Source organism: Streptomyces longisporus, from assembly GCF_039532765.1.
GTDB lineage: Bacteria > Actinomycetota > Actinomycetes > Streptomycetales > Streptomycetaceae > Streptomyces > Streptomyces longisporus.
In genome coordinates this window covers 234,832-251,802 of record NZ_BAAASG010000006.1, presented here as the reverse complement: position 1 = coordinate 251,802, position 16,971 = coordinate 234,832, and the positions used below count along the sequence as shown (strand labels likewise).

General features: G+C 68.9%; 16 protein-coding genes and 1 pseudogene. 5 read left to right on the top strand and 12 right to left on the bottom strand.

All coding sequences use genetic code 11. From position 1 onward, the window contains the following. Positions 1 to 42 precede the first annotated feature (42 nt). The 3 genes from ABD355_RS11015 to ABD355_RS11005 all read right to left on the bottom strand — a co-directional run bounded on the left by ABD355_RS11015 (position 43) and on the right by ABD355_RS11005 (position 3,287). A complete protein-coding gene (locus ABD355_RS11015; RefSeq protein WP_344399998.1) occupies positions 43 to 381 on the bottom strand; it encodes an inositol monophosphatase family protein in 339 nt (112 codons plus the stop codon). Between the two features lie 416 nt (positions 382 to 797). Continuing rightward, positions 798 to 1,595, bottom strand: a complete 798-nt coding sequence (locus ABD355_RS11010) for a maleylpyruvate isomerase family mycothiol-dependent enzyme (protein WP_344399997.1) — start codon at positions 1,593 to 1,595, stop codon at positions 798 to 800. A gap of 183 nt (positions 1,596 to 1,778) precedes the next feature. Further along, positions 1,779 to 3,287, bottom strand: a complete 1,509-nt coding sequence (locus tag ABD355_RS11005) for an MFS transporter (protein WP_344399996.1) — start codon at positions 3,285 to 3,287, stop codon at positions 1,779 to 1,781. Positions 3,288 to 3,417: 130 nt separating this feature from the next. Here ABD355_RS11005 and ABD355_RS11000 point away from each other — a divergent pair, with 130 nt between their 5' ends. After that, positions 3,418 to 3,855: a MarR family winged helix-turn-helix transcriptional regulator gene (locus ABD355_RS11000; RefSeq protein WP_344399995.1), complete on the top strand. Its 438-nt coding sequence runs from the start codon at positions 3,418 to 3,420 to the stop codon at positions 3,853 to 3,855. An 8-nt stretch (positions 3,856 to 3,863) separates the two neighbouring features. Here ABD355_RS11000 and ABD355_RS10995 read toward each other — a convergent pair whose 3' ends face one another. From ABD355_RS10995 to ABD355_RS10985, 3 genes are all read right to left on the bottom strand, one after another. Continuing rightward, positions 3,864 to 4,667 (bottom strand): SDR family oxidoreductase, encoded by an 804-nt coding sequence (locus tag ABD355_RS10995; protein WP_344399994.1) that lies wholly within the window; start codon positions 4,665 to 4,667, stop codon positions 3,864 to 3,866. Then, a complete protein-coding gene (locus tag ABD355_RS10990) occupies positions 4,664 to 5,671 on the bottom strand; it encodes an NADP-dependent oxidoreductase (protein WP_344399993.1) in 1,008 nt (335 codons plus the stop codon). Before ABD355_RS10990 ends, ABD355_RS10995 begins: the two co-directional genes overlap by 4 nt. Before the next feature lie 160 nt (positions 5,672 to 5,831). After that, positions 5,832 to 6,044, bottom strand: a complete 213-nt coding sequence (locus ABD355_RS10985; RefSeq protein ID WP_344399992.1) for a hypothetical protein — start codon at positions 6,042 to 6,044, stop codon at positions 5,832 to 5,834. 1,111 nt (positions 6,045 to 7,155) lie between these two features. Here ABD355_RS10985 and ABD355_RS10975 point away from each other — a divergent pair. Beyond that, positions 7,156 to 7,311 (top strand): annotated as a pseudogene (locus ABD355_RS10975) (TniB family NTP-binding protein); the annotation flags it as partial. Positions 7,312 to 7,483: 172 nt separating this feature from the next. Here the strand turns inward: ABD355_RS10975 and ABD355_RS10970 are convergent. From ABD355_RS10970 to ABD355_RS10960, 3 genes are all read right to left on the bottom strand, one after another. Beyond that, positions 7,484 to 8,509, bottom strand: coding sequence for a YihY/virulence factor BrkB family protein (locus ABD355_RS10970; RefSeq protein WP_344399991.1), 1,026 nt, complete (start codon positions 8,507 to 8,509; stop codon positions 7,484 to 7,486). A gap of 687 nt (positions 8,510 to 9,196) precedes the next feature. Continuing rightward, on the bottom strand, positions 9,197 to 9,586 hold the full coding sequence (locus ABD355_RS44630; protein ID WP_425585722.1) for a hypothetical protein: 390 nt from the start codon (positions 9,584 to 9,586) through the stop codon (positions 9,197 to 9,199). 181 nt (positions 9,587 to 9,767) lie between these two features. Further along, on the bottom strand, positions 9,768 to 10,583 hold the full coding sequence (locus tag ABD355_RS10960; RefSeq protein WP_344399990.1) for an oxidoreductase: 816 nt from the start codon (positions 10,581 to 10,583) through the stop codon (positions 9,768 to 9,770). A gap of 106 nt (positions 10,584 to 10,689) precedes the next feature. Between ABD355_RS10960 and ABD355_RS10955 the strand changes: the two genes are divergently transcribed. After that, complete coding sequence (locus ABD355_RS10955; RefSeq protein WP_344399989.1) at positions 10,690 to 11,277, top strand: TetR/AcrR family transcriptional regulator; 588 nt, start codon at positions 10,690 to 10,692, stop codon at positions 11,275 to 11,277. Between the two features lie 1,030 nt (positions 11,278 to 12,307). Here ABD355_RS10955 and ABD355_RS10950 read toward each other — a convergent pair. Further along, positions 12,308 to 13,051, bottom strand: a complete 744-nt coding sequence (locus ABD355_RS10950) for a polysaccharide deacetylase family protein (RefSeq protein ID WP_344399988.1) — start codon at positions 13,049 to 13,051, stop codon at positions 12,308 to 12,310. A gap of 658 nt (positions 13,052 to 13,709) precedes the next feature. Between ABD355_RS10950 and ABD355_RS10945 the strand changes: the two genes are divergently transcribed. Beyond that, a complete protein-coding gene (locus ABD355_RS10945; protein ID WP_344399987.1) occupies positions 13,710 to 15,323 on the top strand; it encodes an alpha/beta hydrolase in 1,614 nt (537 codons plus the stop codon). A 29-nt stretch (positions 15,324 to 15,352) separates the two neighbouring features. On the opposite strand, the gene ABD355_RS10940 is transcribed toward ABD355_RS10945, so the two are convergent. Continuing rightward, a complete protein-coding gene (locus ABD355_RS10940; RefSeq protein WP_425585721.1) occupies positions 15,353 to 15,517 on the bottom strand; it encodes a hypothetical protein in 165 nt (54 codons plus the stop codon). 779 nt (positions 15,518 to 16,296) lie between these two features. Between ABD355_RS10940 and ABD355_RS10930 the strand changes: the two genes are divergently transcribed. Beyond that, complete coding sequence (locus tag ABD355_RS10930) at positions 16,297 to 16,485, top strand: hypothetical protein (RefSeq protein ID WP_344399986.1); 189 nt, start codon at positions 16,297 to 16,299, stop codon at positions 16,483 to 16,485. Between the two features lie 55 nt (positions 16,486 to 16,540). On the opposite strand, the gene ABD355_RS10925 is transcribed toward ABD355_RS10930, so the two are convergent. Beyond that, entirely contained in the window at positions 16,541 to 16,714 is a 174-nt protein-coding gene (locus ABD355_RS10925; RefSeq protein ID WP_344399985.1) for a hypothetical protein, read from the bottom strand. Positions 16,715 to 16,971 lie beyond the last annotated feature (257 nt).

The window sequence follows — 16,971 nt, the reverse complement described above, 5'->3', positions numbered from 1 at the left end:
GCGTGCTGGAACACCGCGCAAGGAGCCCCCAACTCAGTGGCCTCAGAAACCCGGTCCAGGACCGGAGTCCGGCCCGACCCACCACCGGCGGCCCGCGGCGGGGGCGGAGGCTATGCCCAGGGTGATGCGGCCGTCCTCCTCGACGGCGATCAATGTGCTCCACTCCGGTTCACCGGCCAGGAAGCTCGCAGTGCCGTGCATGGCGTCGATGATCCAGCGCCGTCTTCCGTGTCCATGGACGCCGAACTCTTCACCGATGAACGCGTCGTCGGGATGCTCCTGGCGGATCAAGCATCGGAGGACGATTTCGACCTCCCGGTCGGCGTCCGTGACCTTCAAAGGAACCGACGCCGACGGCAACCCCGGCTCTACCTGCCCCACCGCCCTCGGCCACCACGTCCATTTCCAGGTCGCCTGCAGGACCGCAGCACCCCCCTTCCCCGTGCGGGCACTCCCGGCAGAAAACAGGTGCCGTCGCCCGTGCCCGGGCACAAGGTCACCTTCGGCTTCTACGCACGTGGTCCGTACGCCTGAAAACCGGAACCGGACGGGAAAGCCTACGGGCAATGAATCGGGCTGCAGCGGACAACGGCCACCTCTCCACCTCCTGCCATCTCTCGGAACGGCAGGCGAAGGCCGGTCAGAAGGTCAGTGCCGGAAGGCAGCTCGGCAAGGCCGGCGCCAACCGGCAACGCGACCTGGCCGCATCTGCACTTCGAGATGTCGAAGGGCTCCACCTGGTCCTACGGCGGTGTCGCCAGGCCCAGTTGGTGAGCGTGTGAGGGGCCGATGCCTTCTCAGAACGCGGAGTTGGCGAACCAGTGGGTCAGCAAGTGCTCGTCGCCCTCGTGGGCGAAGGCCCCTGCCTGGTAAGGCAGTCGGCCGTAGACGAGGAGGAGCAGGTCGGCCGCGGTTCCCTGGACGGTCGCGTCAGTGGGGGCCGCGGTCGGGTGGGCGGGGTCGAGCCCGAAGCCGTCGGGCCGCAGGCGGACGACCCAGGCGTCGTCCCCGTCGGTCGTGCGGAAGCGGATGGTCGTGTCGGAGCCACGAAGGTCGGCCACCTTGGGCGCGAAGAAGGTGGCGAAGGGCAGATTGACGAGGAACTCGTCGATCCCGTCGACCGCGACCGGGCGGTCGATCGCGGGCCGGAGTCCGAGTGCGACCTCGGCGTCGGCCCGGTGCAGCAGGGTCTCGAAGAGCATCCGGCGTGCCCAGAACCGGGCGTGCTGGTCGGCGCCCCAGGCCCACATCGGCAGGTCCGGGTCGGTGGCCGCGAAGGCGTCCGCGGCCACGGTCGCACTCTCGGCCAGCCAGTCGACGTATCCGTCCTCCTGGTCGGGGAGCTGAAGGTCCACGTCACGCGTGCGCGGGGGTTCCTGGATGCGGGCCCGCAGCAGGACCGAGAACCAGCGGTGGACGCTGCCCGTGTGCCTGACCAGGTCGGCCAGCGTCCAGCCGGGACAGCTGGGCACCGCCGTGGCCAGGTCGGCGTCCTTGACCGCTGCGACGAACCGGGCGGTCTCCGCCGCGACCGCGGTGCGGTGATCGACCGAGGTGGCAGCGGGTGCGTGCTGGGAGTGGTCGGACGTCGTCATCGTGACATGCCTTTCGGAGACTGCGGGTTCGAGGAGACTGCGGGGTCAAGGAGACTGCGGGGTCAAGCAGACGGCTGGGTGAGGACTGCTTTGTGGTGGCTGAACCTTTCGATGACTCCGGACGGCGGCAACGCCTGGAGACAGCGGCAGAGCCTGAAGGCGGCGGCAGCGCCTGAAGCACGGTCACACGAGCTCGGCACCGGCCTCCGCCTCCGCGAGCCCCGCCGTCGAGGAGTCCGCGACCTTCCTCGGCACGGACGTACGAGGGGCGTGCGACGACTTGATGCCGACGAGGGCCACGGCGACGACCAGGCCGAAGGCCGCTCCGGCGATCACGAAGGTCGTCGTGAACTGGCTCTCCTGCGGCAGTGCGGGCCCTCCGCCCGGCAGCGGGATGGTCTTCGACGCCAGCAGGGAGGTGATCACCGCGCTTGCGACGGCGCTGCCGACCGAGCGGGAGATGGAGTTGATGCCATTGGCGATGCCGGACTGGTGGGCGGGCACGCCGGCAACGATGAGAGCGGGCATGGCGGCGTAGCCGAAGCTGATCGCCAGGCCGATGACCATGCCGGCGCCGATCACCGAGGCCGTCACATCATGCGCGACGCTCAGCCACGTGAAGCCGAGCACTCCGAAGCAGGCCCCGGCGGCCAGGGTGAAGCGCGCGCCGAGTCGGCGCACCAGGACACCGCCGAACTGGGCGCCCACGAGCGAGACGAGTGTGGTCGGCAGCAGATACACGACGGACGCTTCGAGCACGGAAGCGCCGAAGCCGTAGCCGACGACGCCTTCCGGCATCTGGACGAGGTACGAGACACCGATGAACTGGGCGAACATCGCGAAGCCCAGCAGCAGCCCGGCCAGGTTGGTGAAGAGAACGGGCCGGTGGACGAACATCTTCATGTCCACCATGGGTTCCTTGACCCGGCGCTCGGCGACGACCCACACCACCGCCATGAGGACGGCCCCGGCGAAGGAGCCGAGCGTACGGCCGGACGTCCATCCCCACTCGTGTCCCTGCGAGACCGGCAGAAGCAGCAGCACCAGCAGCATCGCCAGGGTGCCCGCGCCCAGCCAGTCCGTGCGCCCGCCCGGGGTCGTCCGGGAAGCGGGCACGGTGAACAGCACACCCGCAAGGGCCATCACCGCGAGCACGACCGCGAGCCAGAAAACCCGGTGGTAGTCGGGGTCGGAGCCGCGGGTGAGAAGCCCGGCGCCGACCAGCGCGAGTCCGCTGCCGAACGCGAGCGTGCCGCTGACCAGGGCCATGGCGCCGTGCAGCTTCTCCGGCCTGATCTCCTCACGCAGGATGGACAGAGCGAGCGGGAAGATGGCGGTGGCCGCACCCTGCATCACTCGGGCGACGATCAGCCACGTCAGCGAGGCGGTGGTGGCGGCGAGCACCGAGCCCGCGATCATCACGAGCAGCACGCCCACGAGGGTGGGCTTCTTGCCGTGCTGGTCGCCGAAGCGGCCGAGCAGCGGTGTGAAGACCGCGGCCGACAGAAGCGTGGCGGTGGTCACCCAGCTGACGTTGGCCGTGGTCGCCCGCAGGTCGCTCTGGATGAGTCCCAGGATCGGGACGACGAGCGTCTGCATCATGGAGACGACCATCGCGGCGAGGCCTAGCACCAGGACGACCGCGGTGTCTGCTGGCTGTCTCCGGGGTGCCGTCTGCTGCGCGTGAGGCACGGATCTCTTCCCTACGTGAGAGCTCGACGAACTACTTGAGAACATCGAAGCTTGAGAACTTCAAGTAATGGGTGAGACCGTAGCCATCGATATTTGAGATCGTCAAGTTTTCAGACGTAAGGTGACGCTCATGACAGCACCCAATCGCGTCGACACCTCCCGGCTCATGGAGCTGCTCTCGGTGTCCCTGGCTGCCTACTACGGCGACTTCACGGTCGCCGCCGCGAGCGAGAGCCTCACGGCCAGCCAGGGCAAGACGCTGAACGTGCTGCGCCGGGGACCCGCCTCTATGAGCACGCTGGCCACCACGCTGACCTGCGACGCCTCCAATATGACCGGAATCGTCGACCGGCTGGAGAAGCGCGGCCTGGTGCGCCGCGAGCCGAGTCCCTCCGATCGGCGCGTCAAGAACGTCCTGCTCACCGAGGAGGGTGAGCAGGTCATCGACGTGATCCGCGGGAAGATGAACAAGACGCTGGCAGGGCTGAGCAGACTCAGCGAGCAGGAGCAGGACACCCTGTACACACTGCTCGAGCGCGCGTTCGCCTCTCAGCCCACCACCACCTGACGGTCTTCTCAGACGCCGACAGGCTCGCCGGGACCAGGGACCGTACGAAACCGGAACGGCTCCGGATCGCGGCCGGGCTGGATGAACCAGCACTCCCCCGTGCCGTCTCCGGTGAGGATCCGCAGCACGGTGTCCGCCACGACCTCGGCCGGAATGACCGACAGCCCCTGCTTGGAGAGCATGTCGCGCAGCGGATCGATGATCCGCGACTCCGCGAAGCCGGGGCAGACGGCGTTGAAGCGCACGTTGTCCGCCGCGAGAGCCGGCCCCAGGGAGCGGGCAAGCCCTACGACCGCGTGCTTGTTGGCCGCGTACAGAGGATCGAGCGGTACGGCGGCCAGGCCCGCCAGGGACGCGGTCGCCACGATGGCCCCTCCCCCGCGGGCCCGCAGCGCCGGCAGCACCGCATGGGTTCCGAAGACCACGCCGTCGAGGTTGGCTCCCATCGCGCGACGGTAGCGTGCCAGGTCGAAGTCCTCACCGACGCCGCATCCGGTCGCCACTCCGGCGTTGAGCAAGGCGATGTCGACGCCGCCGTACTGCTCCTGGGCGAAGTCCACCAGCGCGCGGTTGGCGTCGGGATCGGAGACGTCGCAGGCGCGGAAACGGCCGCCGACCATGTCGGCCACCTCGCGGCCGCCCCGCGCGTCGAGGTCCGCGACGACCACGCGTGCCCCCGCCTCCGCCAGCGCCAGGGCCGTGGCCCGGCCCAGTCCACTGGCACCGCCGGTGACGATCGCCACCTTGCCCTGGAGCGTTGCGCCCTCCCCCTGTCCCGGCCGGGCGGCGACGGCGCTCTCGGCGGCCGTCATGCCAGCTCCAGGACGAGCTTGCCGACGTTCTCCCCGCGGAAGAGCATCCCCAGCGTCTCGGGGAAGTCGTCCACACTCCCCTTCACCACATGCTCCTTGACCTTGATGCGGCCGGCTCCGATCCAGGCGGAGATCTCCTGCCCCGCCTGCGCGTAGCGCTTGGCGTAGTCGAAGACGACGAAGCCCTCCATGCGGGCGCGGCGCACCAGCAGCGAGAGGTAGTTGGAGGGGCCCTTGACCGGCGTGGCGTTGTTGTACTGGCTGATCGCACCGCAGACCACGACCCGCGCGTGCATCGCCAGCCGCGTCAGGGCCGCGTCGAGGATCTCCCCTCCGACGTTGTCGAAGTAGACGTCGATGCCGTCGGGTGCCTCCCGGCGCAACGCCTTCCTGACGTCCTCGGCGCCGTAGTCGATGGCCGCGTCGAATCCCAGCTCGTCGACGAGCATGGCACACTTCTCCGGGCCTCCGGCGATGCCCACGACCCGGCAGCCCTTGGCCTTCGCGATCTGGCCGGCGATCGTGCCGACCGCCCCGGCCGCCCCCGACACCACGACGGTCTCACCGTCCTTCAGCGCCCCGACGTCCAGCAGACCGAAGTAGGCGGTCATGCCGGGCATGCCCAGCGCGCCGAGATACGTCGAGGGCTGGGCGAGGGAGGTGTCGACCTTCAGGGCACCCTTGCCGTCCGAAACCACGTACTCCTGGACGCCGAACGTGCCGACCACGTGATCGCCCGGCTGGAAGTCGGGGTGATTCGACGCGGTGACCTCGATGACCGACCCGGCGCGCATCACCTCGCCGATGCCCACCGGCGGCAGGTAGGAGGGACGGTCGTCCAGCCAGCCACGCATCGCCGGGTCCAGGGAGATGACGCGCGTCCGGCCCGCGAATCGGCCCGGGCCCGGCTCGTCGACGGGCCCTGAGAAGTGCTCCCAGTCCTCGGGCTTGACCTCGCCCACGGGGCGGGCTGCCAGACGGATCTGGCGGTTGGTCGCAGACATCGCGCCTCCTGTCGTTCACGGCTTCCGCCGCAGCGTACCGACCAGTAGGTATGCCTGGTGCATGATGTTCGCCACACGCCGGGCACGCCGCCCGCCGATCTCCATCCCGAGAGCCGTACCGACCTCGAAACGTGACCTCCGAGGTCTTATGCCGCCCCGGTCAAGGTCGGCGACGTACCGCGCTTTCGCCGCGAGCGAGAATCCTGTCGCGCAGCTCGGCGAGCACATCGTCACCCTGCTCCAGCAGCCCTGCCAACTCCTCGGCCTTGCCCAGCCGTTCAATCTCACCGAGGCCTGGCTCCAGGACCCCCGTCAGCGCCCGCGCAAGTACCGCAGACGCCCGAACACCGGGCACGGGACGCAGTTCGCTCACACTCACGCCTTCGGCCCGCAGCAGGGGCAGCACCTCTGCCCGTACCAGGGACGACTTCCCGCACCCCGAAGGCTCCGCCGAAGCACGGGCTGGAATTCCGCCTGGCGAAGCCCAAGACCTGGCCCGAGCCGGCGGTGGTGACCCTCAACGGCACGCCCCGCTAGGCAAGGCCGAGGCCCGCGCCTGGGACCGGGACCACCCCGGCTCACCCACCGCTCGGCCTGGATCGACCTGGACGGCGAACTCCCCCTCCAGTTGGCCGGCGAGTACGTGCTGTAGATCCTTGACGTGATCGGGCGGGGGCTGGTCGGGCTCACTGTCCCGAGCTCACCCCAGCGCAGGCTCTATGGGGAGTTCATCGCCCGGAATCCAGCCTTCTTCGCGCGCGCGGAGCGGCGCGTGGTGAGCTACTGGTCGTGTTATTACCGCTGGGAGTACACAGTCTTCGGAACGTATCCGGGGAGTGCGTTCTGATGGAGGCGTTCCGAGCCGCCGCGTCGGAACACGTGGGCGTGCGGTGGCCGCGCCACACGCCACCTCCGCTGGTCGGTTGTATACGCTGGCGGCGGGAGTCGATCAACCACGCGCACATCGTAGAACCGGGCTTGCCCGTGATCGAAGTCGCGGCCGCCGACCCGACTGCTCGGGATCCGAGGCTTCGGGGGGCGGCTTCTCTTCACGCTTCCCCTCGATGATCTTCGCCATGGCCTCGGCACGGGAGCCGCCTTCAAGGCCGCCCCGAGCCGCTATGCCCACATCTTCTCCCTACGCCGCAGAAGGCGCCAAAAGACGCCGCGGTCGTACTCCAGAGCGACTTGGCAGACATCGAACAGCCGGTGTCCACGGCCGTGGTCGCGGACCGGCTGCACCTTGTCGAGCAGTGGCACGACGGCGCGCACATCATGTGGAAACCGATCGCCGACGTGCCTCTCGCGGAGTCGAGGCGTGAACGACTTCCCCGGGCCCCACCCGATGCACGGAGTGCATCGGGTGGGGCCGTAGACACGGCTCCGCGACCTCGGCCGACCGCCGGAGAAGGCCGCCGACCAGGATCCGGCGCACGTCCTGCAGAAGGTCCAGCGCCCGCAGCCCTGCCTCACCCTGCGCGGCCAGGCGCACCGCCGGCCGCATCGGATCCCTCACCCGCTTCATCCGCCAAGCCGCCATCTGCGACGGCACCGAACGCATCACCAAAACCGCCCTCGCCGCCGTAGGACTCGACCACCTCGCCGAAACCCACCACCGTCCCCGCACCCGAAGCCGCTAACCCCACCCCACCAGCACAAACAGCACTGACCAGCAAAAACGCCAAACAAGCCATTACACGCCAGAACTACCTACAACCCACCACCCCACGCTCCACATAGAACGCATAACGCGCGCCTGCCTGGACGCCGTTGCCCGCGCTGTCGTCTGCCCTGGGGCACGTGTCGTGAGCCTTAGCCGCCACAGGTCGGTTTGGGCGGATCCGGATTGTCGTCGTTCCCCGTGGGGGGTGGTGTGAAGCGAACGGTGATCTTCTCGAAGCCTTTGAAGGTCTCCGTCGTCGCGTACGAGCGGTAGGCGCGCTGGTCGCCGGGGGTGAGCTTCACCCTTTCGGTGAATGGGCTCAGCAGACTGCGGGGCCACAGTCGCATGCAGCGCACCGAGCAGATCTCCGCCGTCACCAGATACACCACTGTCCCCAGATAGAGCCAGGCCAGCAGGCCGAGCACAATGCCGAACATCCCGTAGGTCGCCGTGGTGCCCTTCAGGACATGGCTGACGTAGTACGAACCGCCCCACTGCAGCAGCTGCCAGGCACAGGCGCCGCCCAGCGCCGTGCCGGACATCAGGCGCAGCGGCAGCCGGCGCCTGGTCAGCAGCCGGTAGCTGAAGAGCAACAGGGCGGCGTTCACGACGATGGCCGCGAGTGCGGCAGCCAGACGCACCCCGACAGCCAGCCGTGCTCCGAACACGCTGGCCGCTGACTCGGCAGTCGACAGCGCGACGGTTACCGCCAAGCCGAAAGGCAGGAGAGCGAGGAACTTCAACCCCTCAAGCCGCGAACGCAGCGGGTCGGGGCGAGCGTGACGCGGGACAGCAAAGATCTTGTTCAGGGCGTGTTGCGCTGCTTGCGCGATGCCGAGTGCCCCGTACAGGCTGCCCGCGATACCCACGGCGAGCGCGATGCCACTGCCGTGGAAGGAGTGGATGTTGTTCCCGATCTGGTCGCCGATCACCGGGAACTCGCTCAGGGCGGAGTGCAGCACGGACTGCTGCAGCTCGTGGTTGCCGTGCAGGACGGCACTGAGCACGGCGACCAGGATCAGCAACAGCGGGAACAGCGAGAGGAACGCGTAGTAGGCCAGCAGCGCGGCGAGGTACGTGGCCTGGTCGTCGAAGAACTTGTACGCCACGGCCAGCGGCAGGCCCGCCCATCGGTGCCGTCGCTGATAGGCATCCAGCCGGGCCAGTCGACTCATGGCTCTCCTCCACGTCGGGCCGTTCGCCCGGCCCTCCAACAGAGGTCTACCGGTCCAGGTGCCCTGCCTGGCGCATTCGTACCGTGACGCGGTACCTCAGAGGGCATTTCTCCTCGGCGGAGCGGTCCCCGTCGCCGCCTGGGAGGCCGGCAAGTACATGTACAAGGCCGTCACCGAAGAAATCCCCTGCGCAGACGGCCTCGGCATCGCCCGCGACATCTGGGCCGCCCGCCGCGTCAGCCGTGCGGCCGGGGTCGGCCCCGGCGGCGCTGGCGTTCGCTGCGGATGCGGGCGCGTTCGCGGCGCTGGGCGGCCAGGGCGTCGGGGTGGCGGCGGTGGGTGTTGCGCCAGCGCAGATAGGCGTGCAGGTCGCGGGCGGCCGTGGGGTGGTTGAGCGGGTCGCTGTTGCCCAGGACGAAGCCGCGCAGCGGCCCAAGGCGCGGCTCGATGGGGTTGGCCCAGGACGCCTGGGTCAGGGTGAAGCACAGCTCGCTCTTGTGGCGGGTGGCCCATGTGCGGATGCTCTTGGTCTTGTTCCCGGACCAGTTGCCGAGGATACGTAGATGGGGGGCGCCGTCAGGCCGGACGACACGGATGGGTCTTCAGGCCAGGGTGTGGTCGGCGCCCTGCGGGTGCGCACCACACCCCCAGAGGGTGTCGTCGGCGAGGCTGTAACAATCGTGGAAGTTACGGATGCCGTGGGTGCGGTGGTAGGTGGCAGGCAGCCGGTCGGGGTGGTTGCGTCTGGCCCAGCAGTTGCCGTGACAGGGCCGGATGGACAGCGGCCCGAACTGGTCGAAGGCGAAAGCACCGGTCAGGAAAGCGCCGGGTCACCTCCTCGATGCGGTCCAGTTTGGCGTCGGCGTCCGGATCCTTGATCTCCTTCCAGGTACGGGTGCGCTGGAAGGAGGTGTGATGGCGGTGCAGCAGCCCCCGCAGCCGCTCGCGGCCGATGACCACCCGGCACACCCCGGCCGGTGGATGGCCGAAGTAGTCGGCAAGCTTGCGCAGGCTCCAGTGGGTGAACGACCAGCCTGACTGAACTGGCTGCGCCGGCAGTACCACTTCGGCCCGCAAAGATCGCCGCGTATCTGCAGCGCTACCACGACGTGGCGATCAGCACGTCCGGCCTCTGGCGGATCTTGAAGAAGGTAGGCCTGAACCGGCTGCCGGCCTCGCAGCGCTACAAGCGCCGTGCCATCCGCTGGAAGCGCTACGAAAAGGAGCGGCCGGGGCAGCGGCGTTCGGGAGGTGTCGGTCAGGTAGGCAGCTGGTTGAGCTTGCGGATCTGCCGGTCGAAGGCCCGGGAGGGGACGAGGCGGCGCAGGGCGCTGACGCGTCCGGCGGTCGACCCGGCGGGGTAGCGCAGCCTCGGCTTCGGGTCGGTCGCCGCGGCGACGATCGCCTTGGCTACGGTGGCGGGATCGTCGCCGTCCTTCATTGCCGCGCCCATCAGGCGCTCGCAGACCTGCCGCTGCTGCTCGTAGACCGGCAGAGGCATGGCGGGCTTCGGGGAGTTCGCCTCGAACGCGGTCCTGGTCACGGCGGGCTCGACGAGCAGAACGCGGACGCCGTGCTGGCGGACCTCGTGGTCCATGGATTCGGAGTAGCCCTCGACCGCGTGCTTGGACGCGGCGTAGGCGGCCATGTACGGCGCGGGGACGAACCCGAGGACGGACGAGATGTTGATGATCCGGCCGCGGCCTTGGGCGCGCATGTGCGGCAGGACGGCCTTGGTCATGCGGATCAGTCCGAAGACGTTGATGTCGAACAGCTGCTGGTCCTGGGCAAGGGAGCGTTCCTCGCCGGCGCCGGCGGAGCCGATGCCGGCGTTGTTGACCAGGACGTCGATCCGCCCGAACTTCTCGATCACGCGGTCGACCGCGCGGGCGACCGAGGTGTCGCTGGCCACGTCGAGGTCGAGGAATGTCACGCCGTCGCGGCGGGCATCCCCGGAGACTCGGCGGCTCGTTCCGACGACCTCAAAACCTGCGTCGACGAGCGCGAGCGCGGCCGACTTGCCGATGCCTGACGATGCTCCGGTCACGAGTGCTACCGGCCGGTTTGTGGTCATGTTGGGACCTCCTCAGCGATTGGATTATGACCGTAATGCAATTACTCTAGGATGGGAATCGGCAGGCGGCAAGCGGCCTCCCGGCCGGAGCGACAAGGAGGAGTGCGTGGCGCGCTACACGAAAGACCACAAGCAGGCGACGCGGCAGCGGATCATCGACGCGGCCGGCCGCCGGTTCAAGAAGGACGGCATCGACGGTTCCGGGATCTCAACGCTCATGGCGGACGCGGGCCTGACCAACGGCGCCTTCTACGCCCACTTCACCTCCAAGGAGGACCTCATCGCGAACGCCGTCGCCGACCAGCTGAGCGCGCAGAACGCGAGCCTTGAAGCACTCGCGCCCGGCCGCCCCGGGCTCGAACAGTTCGTCCGCGCGTACCTGTCCCCCGGACACCGCGACGACCCCGAGAACGGCTGCCCCACCGCCGCCCTGCTCGACGAGATCGGACGCTGCACAAACGCGACCAAGCAGGCGTTCACCGGGGGCATGCTGGCCGTCATCGACGACATCGCAGCCCGTCTGGCACCCGACAACCCGCCCTCGGCACGCGCGCAGGCGCTGAGCGTCTTCGCCATGATGGTCGGGGCGCTGCAACTCTCCCGGGCCCTGGCCGACCGGAAGCTCGCCGACGACGTCCTCGACCAGGGCGTCCACAACGCCCTCGCGCTGCTCGACGCCTCACCTGCGCGGTAGCCCGCTCTTCGCCTCGTGGACGAGCCTGGCTGCCCCACGGAAGGCGGCGCACAGGCGCTGCTGCCCCACCAGAACCCACCGCGGCATGGTGAAGTATCCCGCGCGAAACCACCTGGCGGCCAGCCACAGATGACGGATACCGCGCCCAGGTGCCAACCATCCCGCCATTCCGCTCCGTCACATCCCGGCGGCCTTCACGGTCTTCCTCATCACACTCGAAGTCTTCGCCACCGGCCGCTTCCCCGTCTGGCAACCGGTCGCGAGCACCCGTACCGACGACGCCGGCATACGGCCGTTCAGCGGGAATTTCCACACCTCTACGCGGGATCGTCACCTGGCAGTGGCTGCGTTTCACCAGGTCAGCGCATTTTGTCGGTCGGCCCGCTACCAGGGACGAATCCAGGGGCTTCGTCGCCCGGCGTACTTATCTTGACCCGTCTCGCCGCACGCCGCCACTCACAGCTCACAAGGGCACCGCGACGCTTCCACCTGCGGAAACACCGTGTGAGGCTCGTAGGTCAGCCAGAGTTTCCTCCCACTGTGTCGTTTCCCCTGGGAAACGACACAGTGCCACGTTGGCCCGGCGGCGCAGTGGTGGTACCTCAGCCCCACAGTTTGCGGGTGAACTCCTTCGCCCACTCCACCTGCTCGTGGTGCGGGCCGTGGGGCGTGCACGGTAGTTCGGGCCGGCCTGGCACTTTGGGCAGGTGACCTCACTCGGATACCAGGTCCGCGCCGCCGAGCCCGCGGTTCCTGCGGTTCCCGCTCACTCCTGCGCAGCCGGGGAGGCCGGGCTCCAGCCCGGGCAGGCGGCGCAGGCACGACGTCGACGGCCTGTTGCTGGAGTTGGCAGCGCTGGCGTTCGGCAGTCCAGCGCCTTCGTTGAGCGGGGCCGTGTCGAACCTCGCAGAACCACATCACCGCCTGGAGACCCTGTCGGCGCGAGAGCACCGCACGCCGAGCGGCTGCCCCTTTCCGTACCCGTGAAGACCTCGTCGGGTCCCGGGTGTGTCGGAATGAAGCCGCTGCGTCAGCTTGCGGGAAGGCTGAAACTGTAGCCCTGCCGGGTCATCCAGGGGAGCAGCTCGCGCAGGGCCGCCACGGTCTGGCTGCGGTTGCCGCCGCCGTCGTGCATGAGGACGATGCCGCCGGGGCGCAGTTCCCGTTTCACGGTGGCGACGATCGAGGCGACACCGGGGCGCGACCAGTCACGGGGGTCGACGGTCCAGCCCAGCGGGCGTAGACCGTCCTGCACGGCTATCCGGCGGTTTTCGGGGCTGAAGTCGCCGCCGGGGGCACGGAACCACCTGATCCGGGTGCCCGGCCCGCCGGCCTTGCTGATCATTTCCTTGGCCGCGGTGATCTCGTGGACCTGCGTGGCGTGCGGGAGGGTACGCATCGGCTGGGGGTGGTCCACGGTGTGGTCGCACAGCCGGTGGCCGTCGGCGAGGATGCGCTTGACCAGGGCGGGGTTCGCGGCGGCCTGGTTGCCTATCTGGCAGAACGTCGCCTGTACGTGGTACTGGGCGAGCAGGTCCAGGACCTGTCCCGTGAACGGCCCCGGGCCGTCGTCGAAGGTGAGTGCCACGGTCCGGCCGTACGTCGCCGCACTGTGGGCGATCGAAGCGCTCGGGGCGCCGACAGGGACGGCCTGCGCGCCGGCGCCGGTTGCGGCGCTTGCGCTCGTACCGGCACCGGCCAGGGCGAACGAGAGGGCCACCGCGCAGCCGAGAGCCGCACGGCGCAGCAGACGGACGGAACTGGAGTTCTGCATTCTGTTTTTGCTCCTGGCATGGCTGGCCATCTCGGGATGACACGGACGGACCCCACGACGATGACCGAATGCCTGACCGAAGCAAAGGATTCACGGGCATTTGCAGCCTTTGTCACAAAGTAACCGATAGTGACCGTCATCACTGCGGCCGCGCCTGCCGCCACCCCGGCTCCCCGTGCGGTGTGGAAGTCCGCAGCGAGGTTGAGGTGCAGGAACGGGTAGAACCCACGGATGGCCAAGGAGGAATCGCGTTGCTTGGCCCGTTCGTCCGTGCTGGTGTCCGGGGTGAGGAAGAGCACCCACGGCCACGGTGGCAGGCCCTGGTCGGCCGTCAGCGCGACCGACGACGTGATCTACAGCATGGCACTGTGCAGGCAGGCGGCAGACCTGTACCAGGCCGCCATCAGCGTCCGTGATCCGCGCGACCACCCGTCGCCTGCCCGTCCGCGTCGGCGACCTTGGCCATCGCGTGGGCGGGCGTCTGCCGGAGCGCGAACAAGTAGCACCGCTCCCGCCTCGGTGGAGCGCGGGGTGGTGCTGGCACCACCCACAAGACGGGCATCAGCATGATCGATCGGTAGCCGTCCGGGCCCGAACATCGAATCAGACGCCGCGCAGCCCAGCACGGCGGTGAGGGGGTTCGGTGTCCAGACTATCCATGTCCAAGTTCTTGAAGTTCGCGTCTTCGGCGTGCGCGTTCCGCACCGCACGGTGGCCTGCGGCCGCCGCATCAGGTGTGATGGCCGCGGCCGTCGCGGCGGCAGTGGCGCCGACGGCAGCACAGGCTACGCATCAGCCCGGACCGGCCGGCGGGTCGCCGTCCGCTGCGGCCCGCTACGCCGCCCAGCGGCTGGACTGGCAGCCGTGCGCCCAGGCACCGACCCTGGAATGCGCGGTGATGACCGTGCCCCGCGACTGGCATCACCCAGGCATCGGCACGGACCTCACCATCGAGGTGTCCCGGCACCGCGCGACGGATCCCGCCCACCGGCGCGGGGTGCTGATGATGGCCGCCGGCGGACCGGGCGCCTCGGGGCTGATCCGGCCCGCGGCGTTCGTCAAGGCGTCGCCCGCGGTCGGCGCCGCGTATGACGTGGTCAGCTTCGACCAGCGCGGCGTCGGCAGCAGTTCGCACGCCACGTGTCAGACCGACGCCGAGTTCCAGGGCTTCTACGCCGGCGATTTCCGCGACCGCTCCCCCGCCGCGCTCCAGGGCGTCGTCAACCGCTCCCGGCAGTTCGCGAAGGACTGCGAGAAGCGCAGCGGCGATCTGGTCGAGTACCTCAATACGGATCAGGCCGTGCACGACTTGGACCTGTTCCGTGCCCTGCTCGGAGTGCAGAAAATCGCGTACTACGGCCCCTCGTACGCCACCTGGCTCGGGGCGTACTACGCAACGCAGTTCCCGCAGCACGTCGAGCGCGCCGTGCTGGACAGCAACCTGGCCTTTGACGGGACCTGGCAACAGGCCGAGCTCGGCCAGCCGATGAGCTTCCAGCGCCGCTTCGAGCAGGACTTCCTGCCGTGGATCGCGAGGTACGACTCCGTCTACCACTACGGGAGCACGGCTGCCGAGGCGAAGGCCAAGTGGGAGGCTCGCCGCGCCTCACTGCACGATCACCCGATCACCATCGGCTCGCTGACGGTCGGTCCCAACCAGCTGGACAACCTCACCCTCCAGGCGCTCTACAACGCCGATCAGGGGTGGCGCCCGCTGGCCTCCGTCCTCGCAGCCCTGGACCACTGGGACACGGCGACAACGGCGCAACGTCAGCTGGTCCAGAAGGCGTTCACCAACTACCTCTCCCCCGGTTTCAACGCCACCTACTTCCCCGTCACCTGCAACGACACCCCGTGGAACCGCGACCTTGGATACTGGCTGCGGCAGAGCGCCAAGGACACGCAGAAGTACCCGCTGGTCGGCGCCCGCGAGCTGGCCTATGCGGCGACATGCGTGTACTGGCCGACGTCGGACGCCCCGCACACCAAGGTCACCGGCAAGGGACTGCCGCCGACGCTCATGCTCAACTCCGTGCATGACCCGGCCACGTACTACGAGGGCGCACTGCGCGCGCACAAGGCGCTGAAGGGCTCGCGGCTGGTCACGGTCACCGGCGGCGGCGACCACGGCCAGTACCAGAACGGCAACAGGTGCGTGGACTCGGTCGTCGACGCCTATCTACTCAAAGGGACGGTCCCGGCACACGACATGACGTGCCCCTCCAAGCCCCTTCCAATAGCGGTGAGTTCCCCTGACGGTCGCGAGGAATGATCCAGGGACCGTCTTCAAACGGATCTTGCTCAGAGCAGGAATGACGCGAGAGAGACCGCTGCTTCGTAGCAGGCGGCGGTCTTGTCGTATCGGGTAGCCATGCCGCGGAAGTTCTCGAGCTGGTTGAAGCAGCGTTCGACGGTGTTGCGTCGGCAGTAGACGTCGGTCGAACCGCGGTGGGCGACCGCCGTCACGGCCCCGGTTACGGCGGTGGCGTTGCTGGCCCCGCTTTTCTGGAATGGTGTGGCTGATGCCGCGCTTGCGGAGGCAGGCGCGAAAGCCGCCGGAGGCGTTAGGCCTTGTCCGCGACCATGCGGTCCGGGCGGCAGCTCGATCGGCCCCGACCGATGCGGGGCACTCGGATCCGCTCGAGAAGCGGGCGTGCGCAGACGCCGTCATGACGCAGGCCGGCCATGAGCGTGACGGCCAGCGGCCGTCCCTGGCCGTCGCAGGCGAGCTGGATCTTGGTTGTCAGTCCGCCTCGGGAGCGGCCGAGGGCGTGATCGTCCGGTTCGTCCTGCCGGAGGGTCCCCCTTCTTTCAGGCCGTGGCCGTGGCGTGCTGATGGGCGCGGACGATGGTGGAGTCGATCCAGAATGCCTGCCGTTCGTCCGACGTGGCCATCACCATGCGGATGGTCCAGTCGGCTCGCAGCCCGGGCGCCGCAGTGACCCGATCGAGGTGACCCGTGATCCAGGGCAGACACCTGCAGTCGTCCCCAGCACAGAAGCGGTGCCGGACGAGGTGCCCCCGACGTGCGGAAGAACACTCGGCGCCGCGGGCGCGGCGCCCTTCTCTCCCGTACCGCGCGACAGCCCAGATGCCACGTCGCTCAAACGGCAGCGTGCCGGGATCGAGTCCGAACAGCCGGGCATCCGGACCGGCAAGACTGCAGTGGCGGGAGCGTCTTCCCGCAACACGCCTTCGGTAGTACGTTCGCGCGCATCACCCGAGCCCGTCCGGAGGACTCTGGCATGCCTGCACGCTATTTCGAGGACTTCACGCCCGGCCGCGGGCGGTTGGCGCCGCACGCCGTGCTGGACTCCGACGCCCCCCGGATCGACCTCAACGGGCCGTGGGCGTTCCGGTTCTCGTCGGCGCTGTTGTTCACCCCGGAACCCTTGCGACCGGGATCGGCGGGCTCCACCCACAGGTTCCGGTAGTCGTTGGGGTCCCCGCCGAGCCGCAGGCTGATCAGGTGGTCGAGCTCGGCCGACCTCATGGAACCGGTGCAGCCGTAGGAGGCGGCGTTGAGTTACGGCAGATCACCGACTTCAAGTTCGCCTGGGTGACCGCCGGGGAGATCACGCCCGGCGTGCACTTCGGATCCTCCAGCGACTCGCCGTGCTCGTAGCGGTAGTGGCAGGAGCCGACGGCCATCTGCTGCTGCACCGTGTACTGCTTCTGCAGACCCGCCCCCACCGCGGTCGGCCCAGCCGGCGCGGCCGTGCCTATGCTCCCGCCGCCGGGCTCCGGTTTTCGGACGACGTCGACGTGCCGAGCGAGCCGGGCTCACAGCTCGCCAGCAGCAAGCACACAAACACCACAGTGGACGCGGCACGGCGAATGGAACGCATGATGACCCCTCACAGGCAGGCGACGACTGAGCAGATGCTGGCCCACCGGCCCGATACGACACCCCGCGGGGT

Excerpts from the sequence above, each read along its gene's own strand:
- ABD355_RS11010 (WP_344399997.1), bottom strand. The coding sequence starts at position 1,595 with ATGACGACGTCCGACCACTCCCAGCACGCACCCGCTGCCACCTCGGTC.
- ABD355_RS11000 (WP_344399995.1), top strand. The coding sequence starts at position 3,418 with ATGACAGCACCCAATCGCGTCGACACCTCCCGGCTCATGGAGCTGCTC.
- ABD355_RS10995 (WP_344399994.1), bottom strand. The coding sequence starts at position 4,667 with ATGACGGCCGCCGAGAGCGCCGTCGCCGCCCGGCCGGGACAGGGGGAG.
- ABD355_RS10990 (WP_344399993.1), bottom strand. The coding sequence starts at position 5,671 with ATGTCTGCGACCAACCGCCAGATCCGTCTGGCAGCCCGCCCCGTGGGC.
- ABD355_RS10970 (WP_344399991.1), bottom strand. The coding sequence starts at position 8,509 with ATGAGTCGACTGGCCCGGCTGGATGCCTATCAGCGACGGCACCGATGG.
- ABD355_RS10960 (WP_344399990.1), bottom strand. The coding sequence starts at position 10,583 with ATGACCACAAACCGGCCGGTAGCACTCGTGACCGGAGCATCGTCAGGC.
- ABD355_RS10950 (WP_344399988.1), bottom strand. The coding sequence starts at position 13,051 with ATGCAGAACTCCAGTTCCGTCCGTCTGCTGCGCCGTGCGGCTCTCGGC.
- ABD355_RS10945 (WP_344399987.1), top strand. The coding sequence starts at position 13,710 with ATGTCCAAGTTCTTGAAGTTCGCGTCTTCGGCGTGCGCGTTCCGCACC.
- ABD355_RS10930 (WP_344399986.1), top strand. The coding sequence starts at position 16,297 with ATGCCTGCACGCTATTTCGAGGACTTCACGCCCGGCCGCGGGCGGTTG.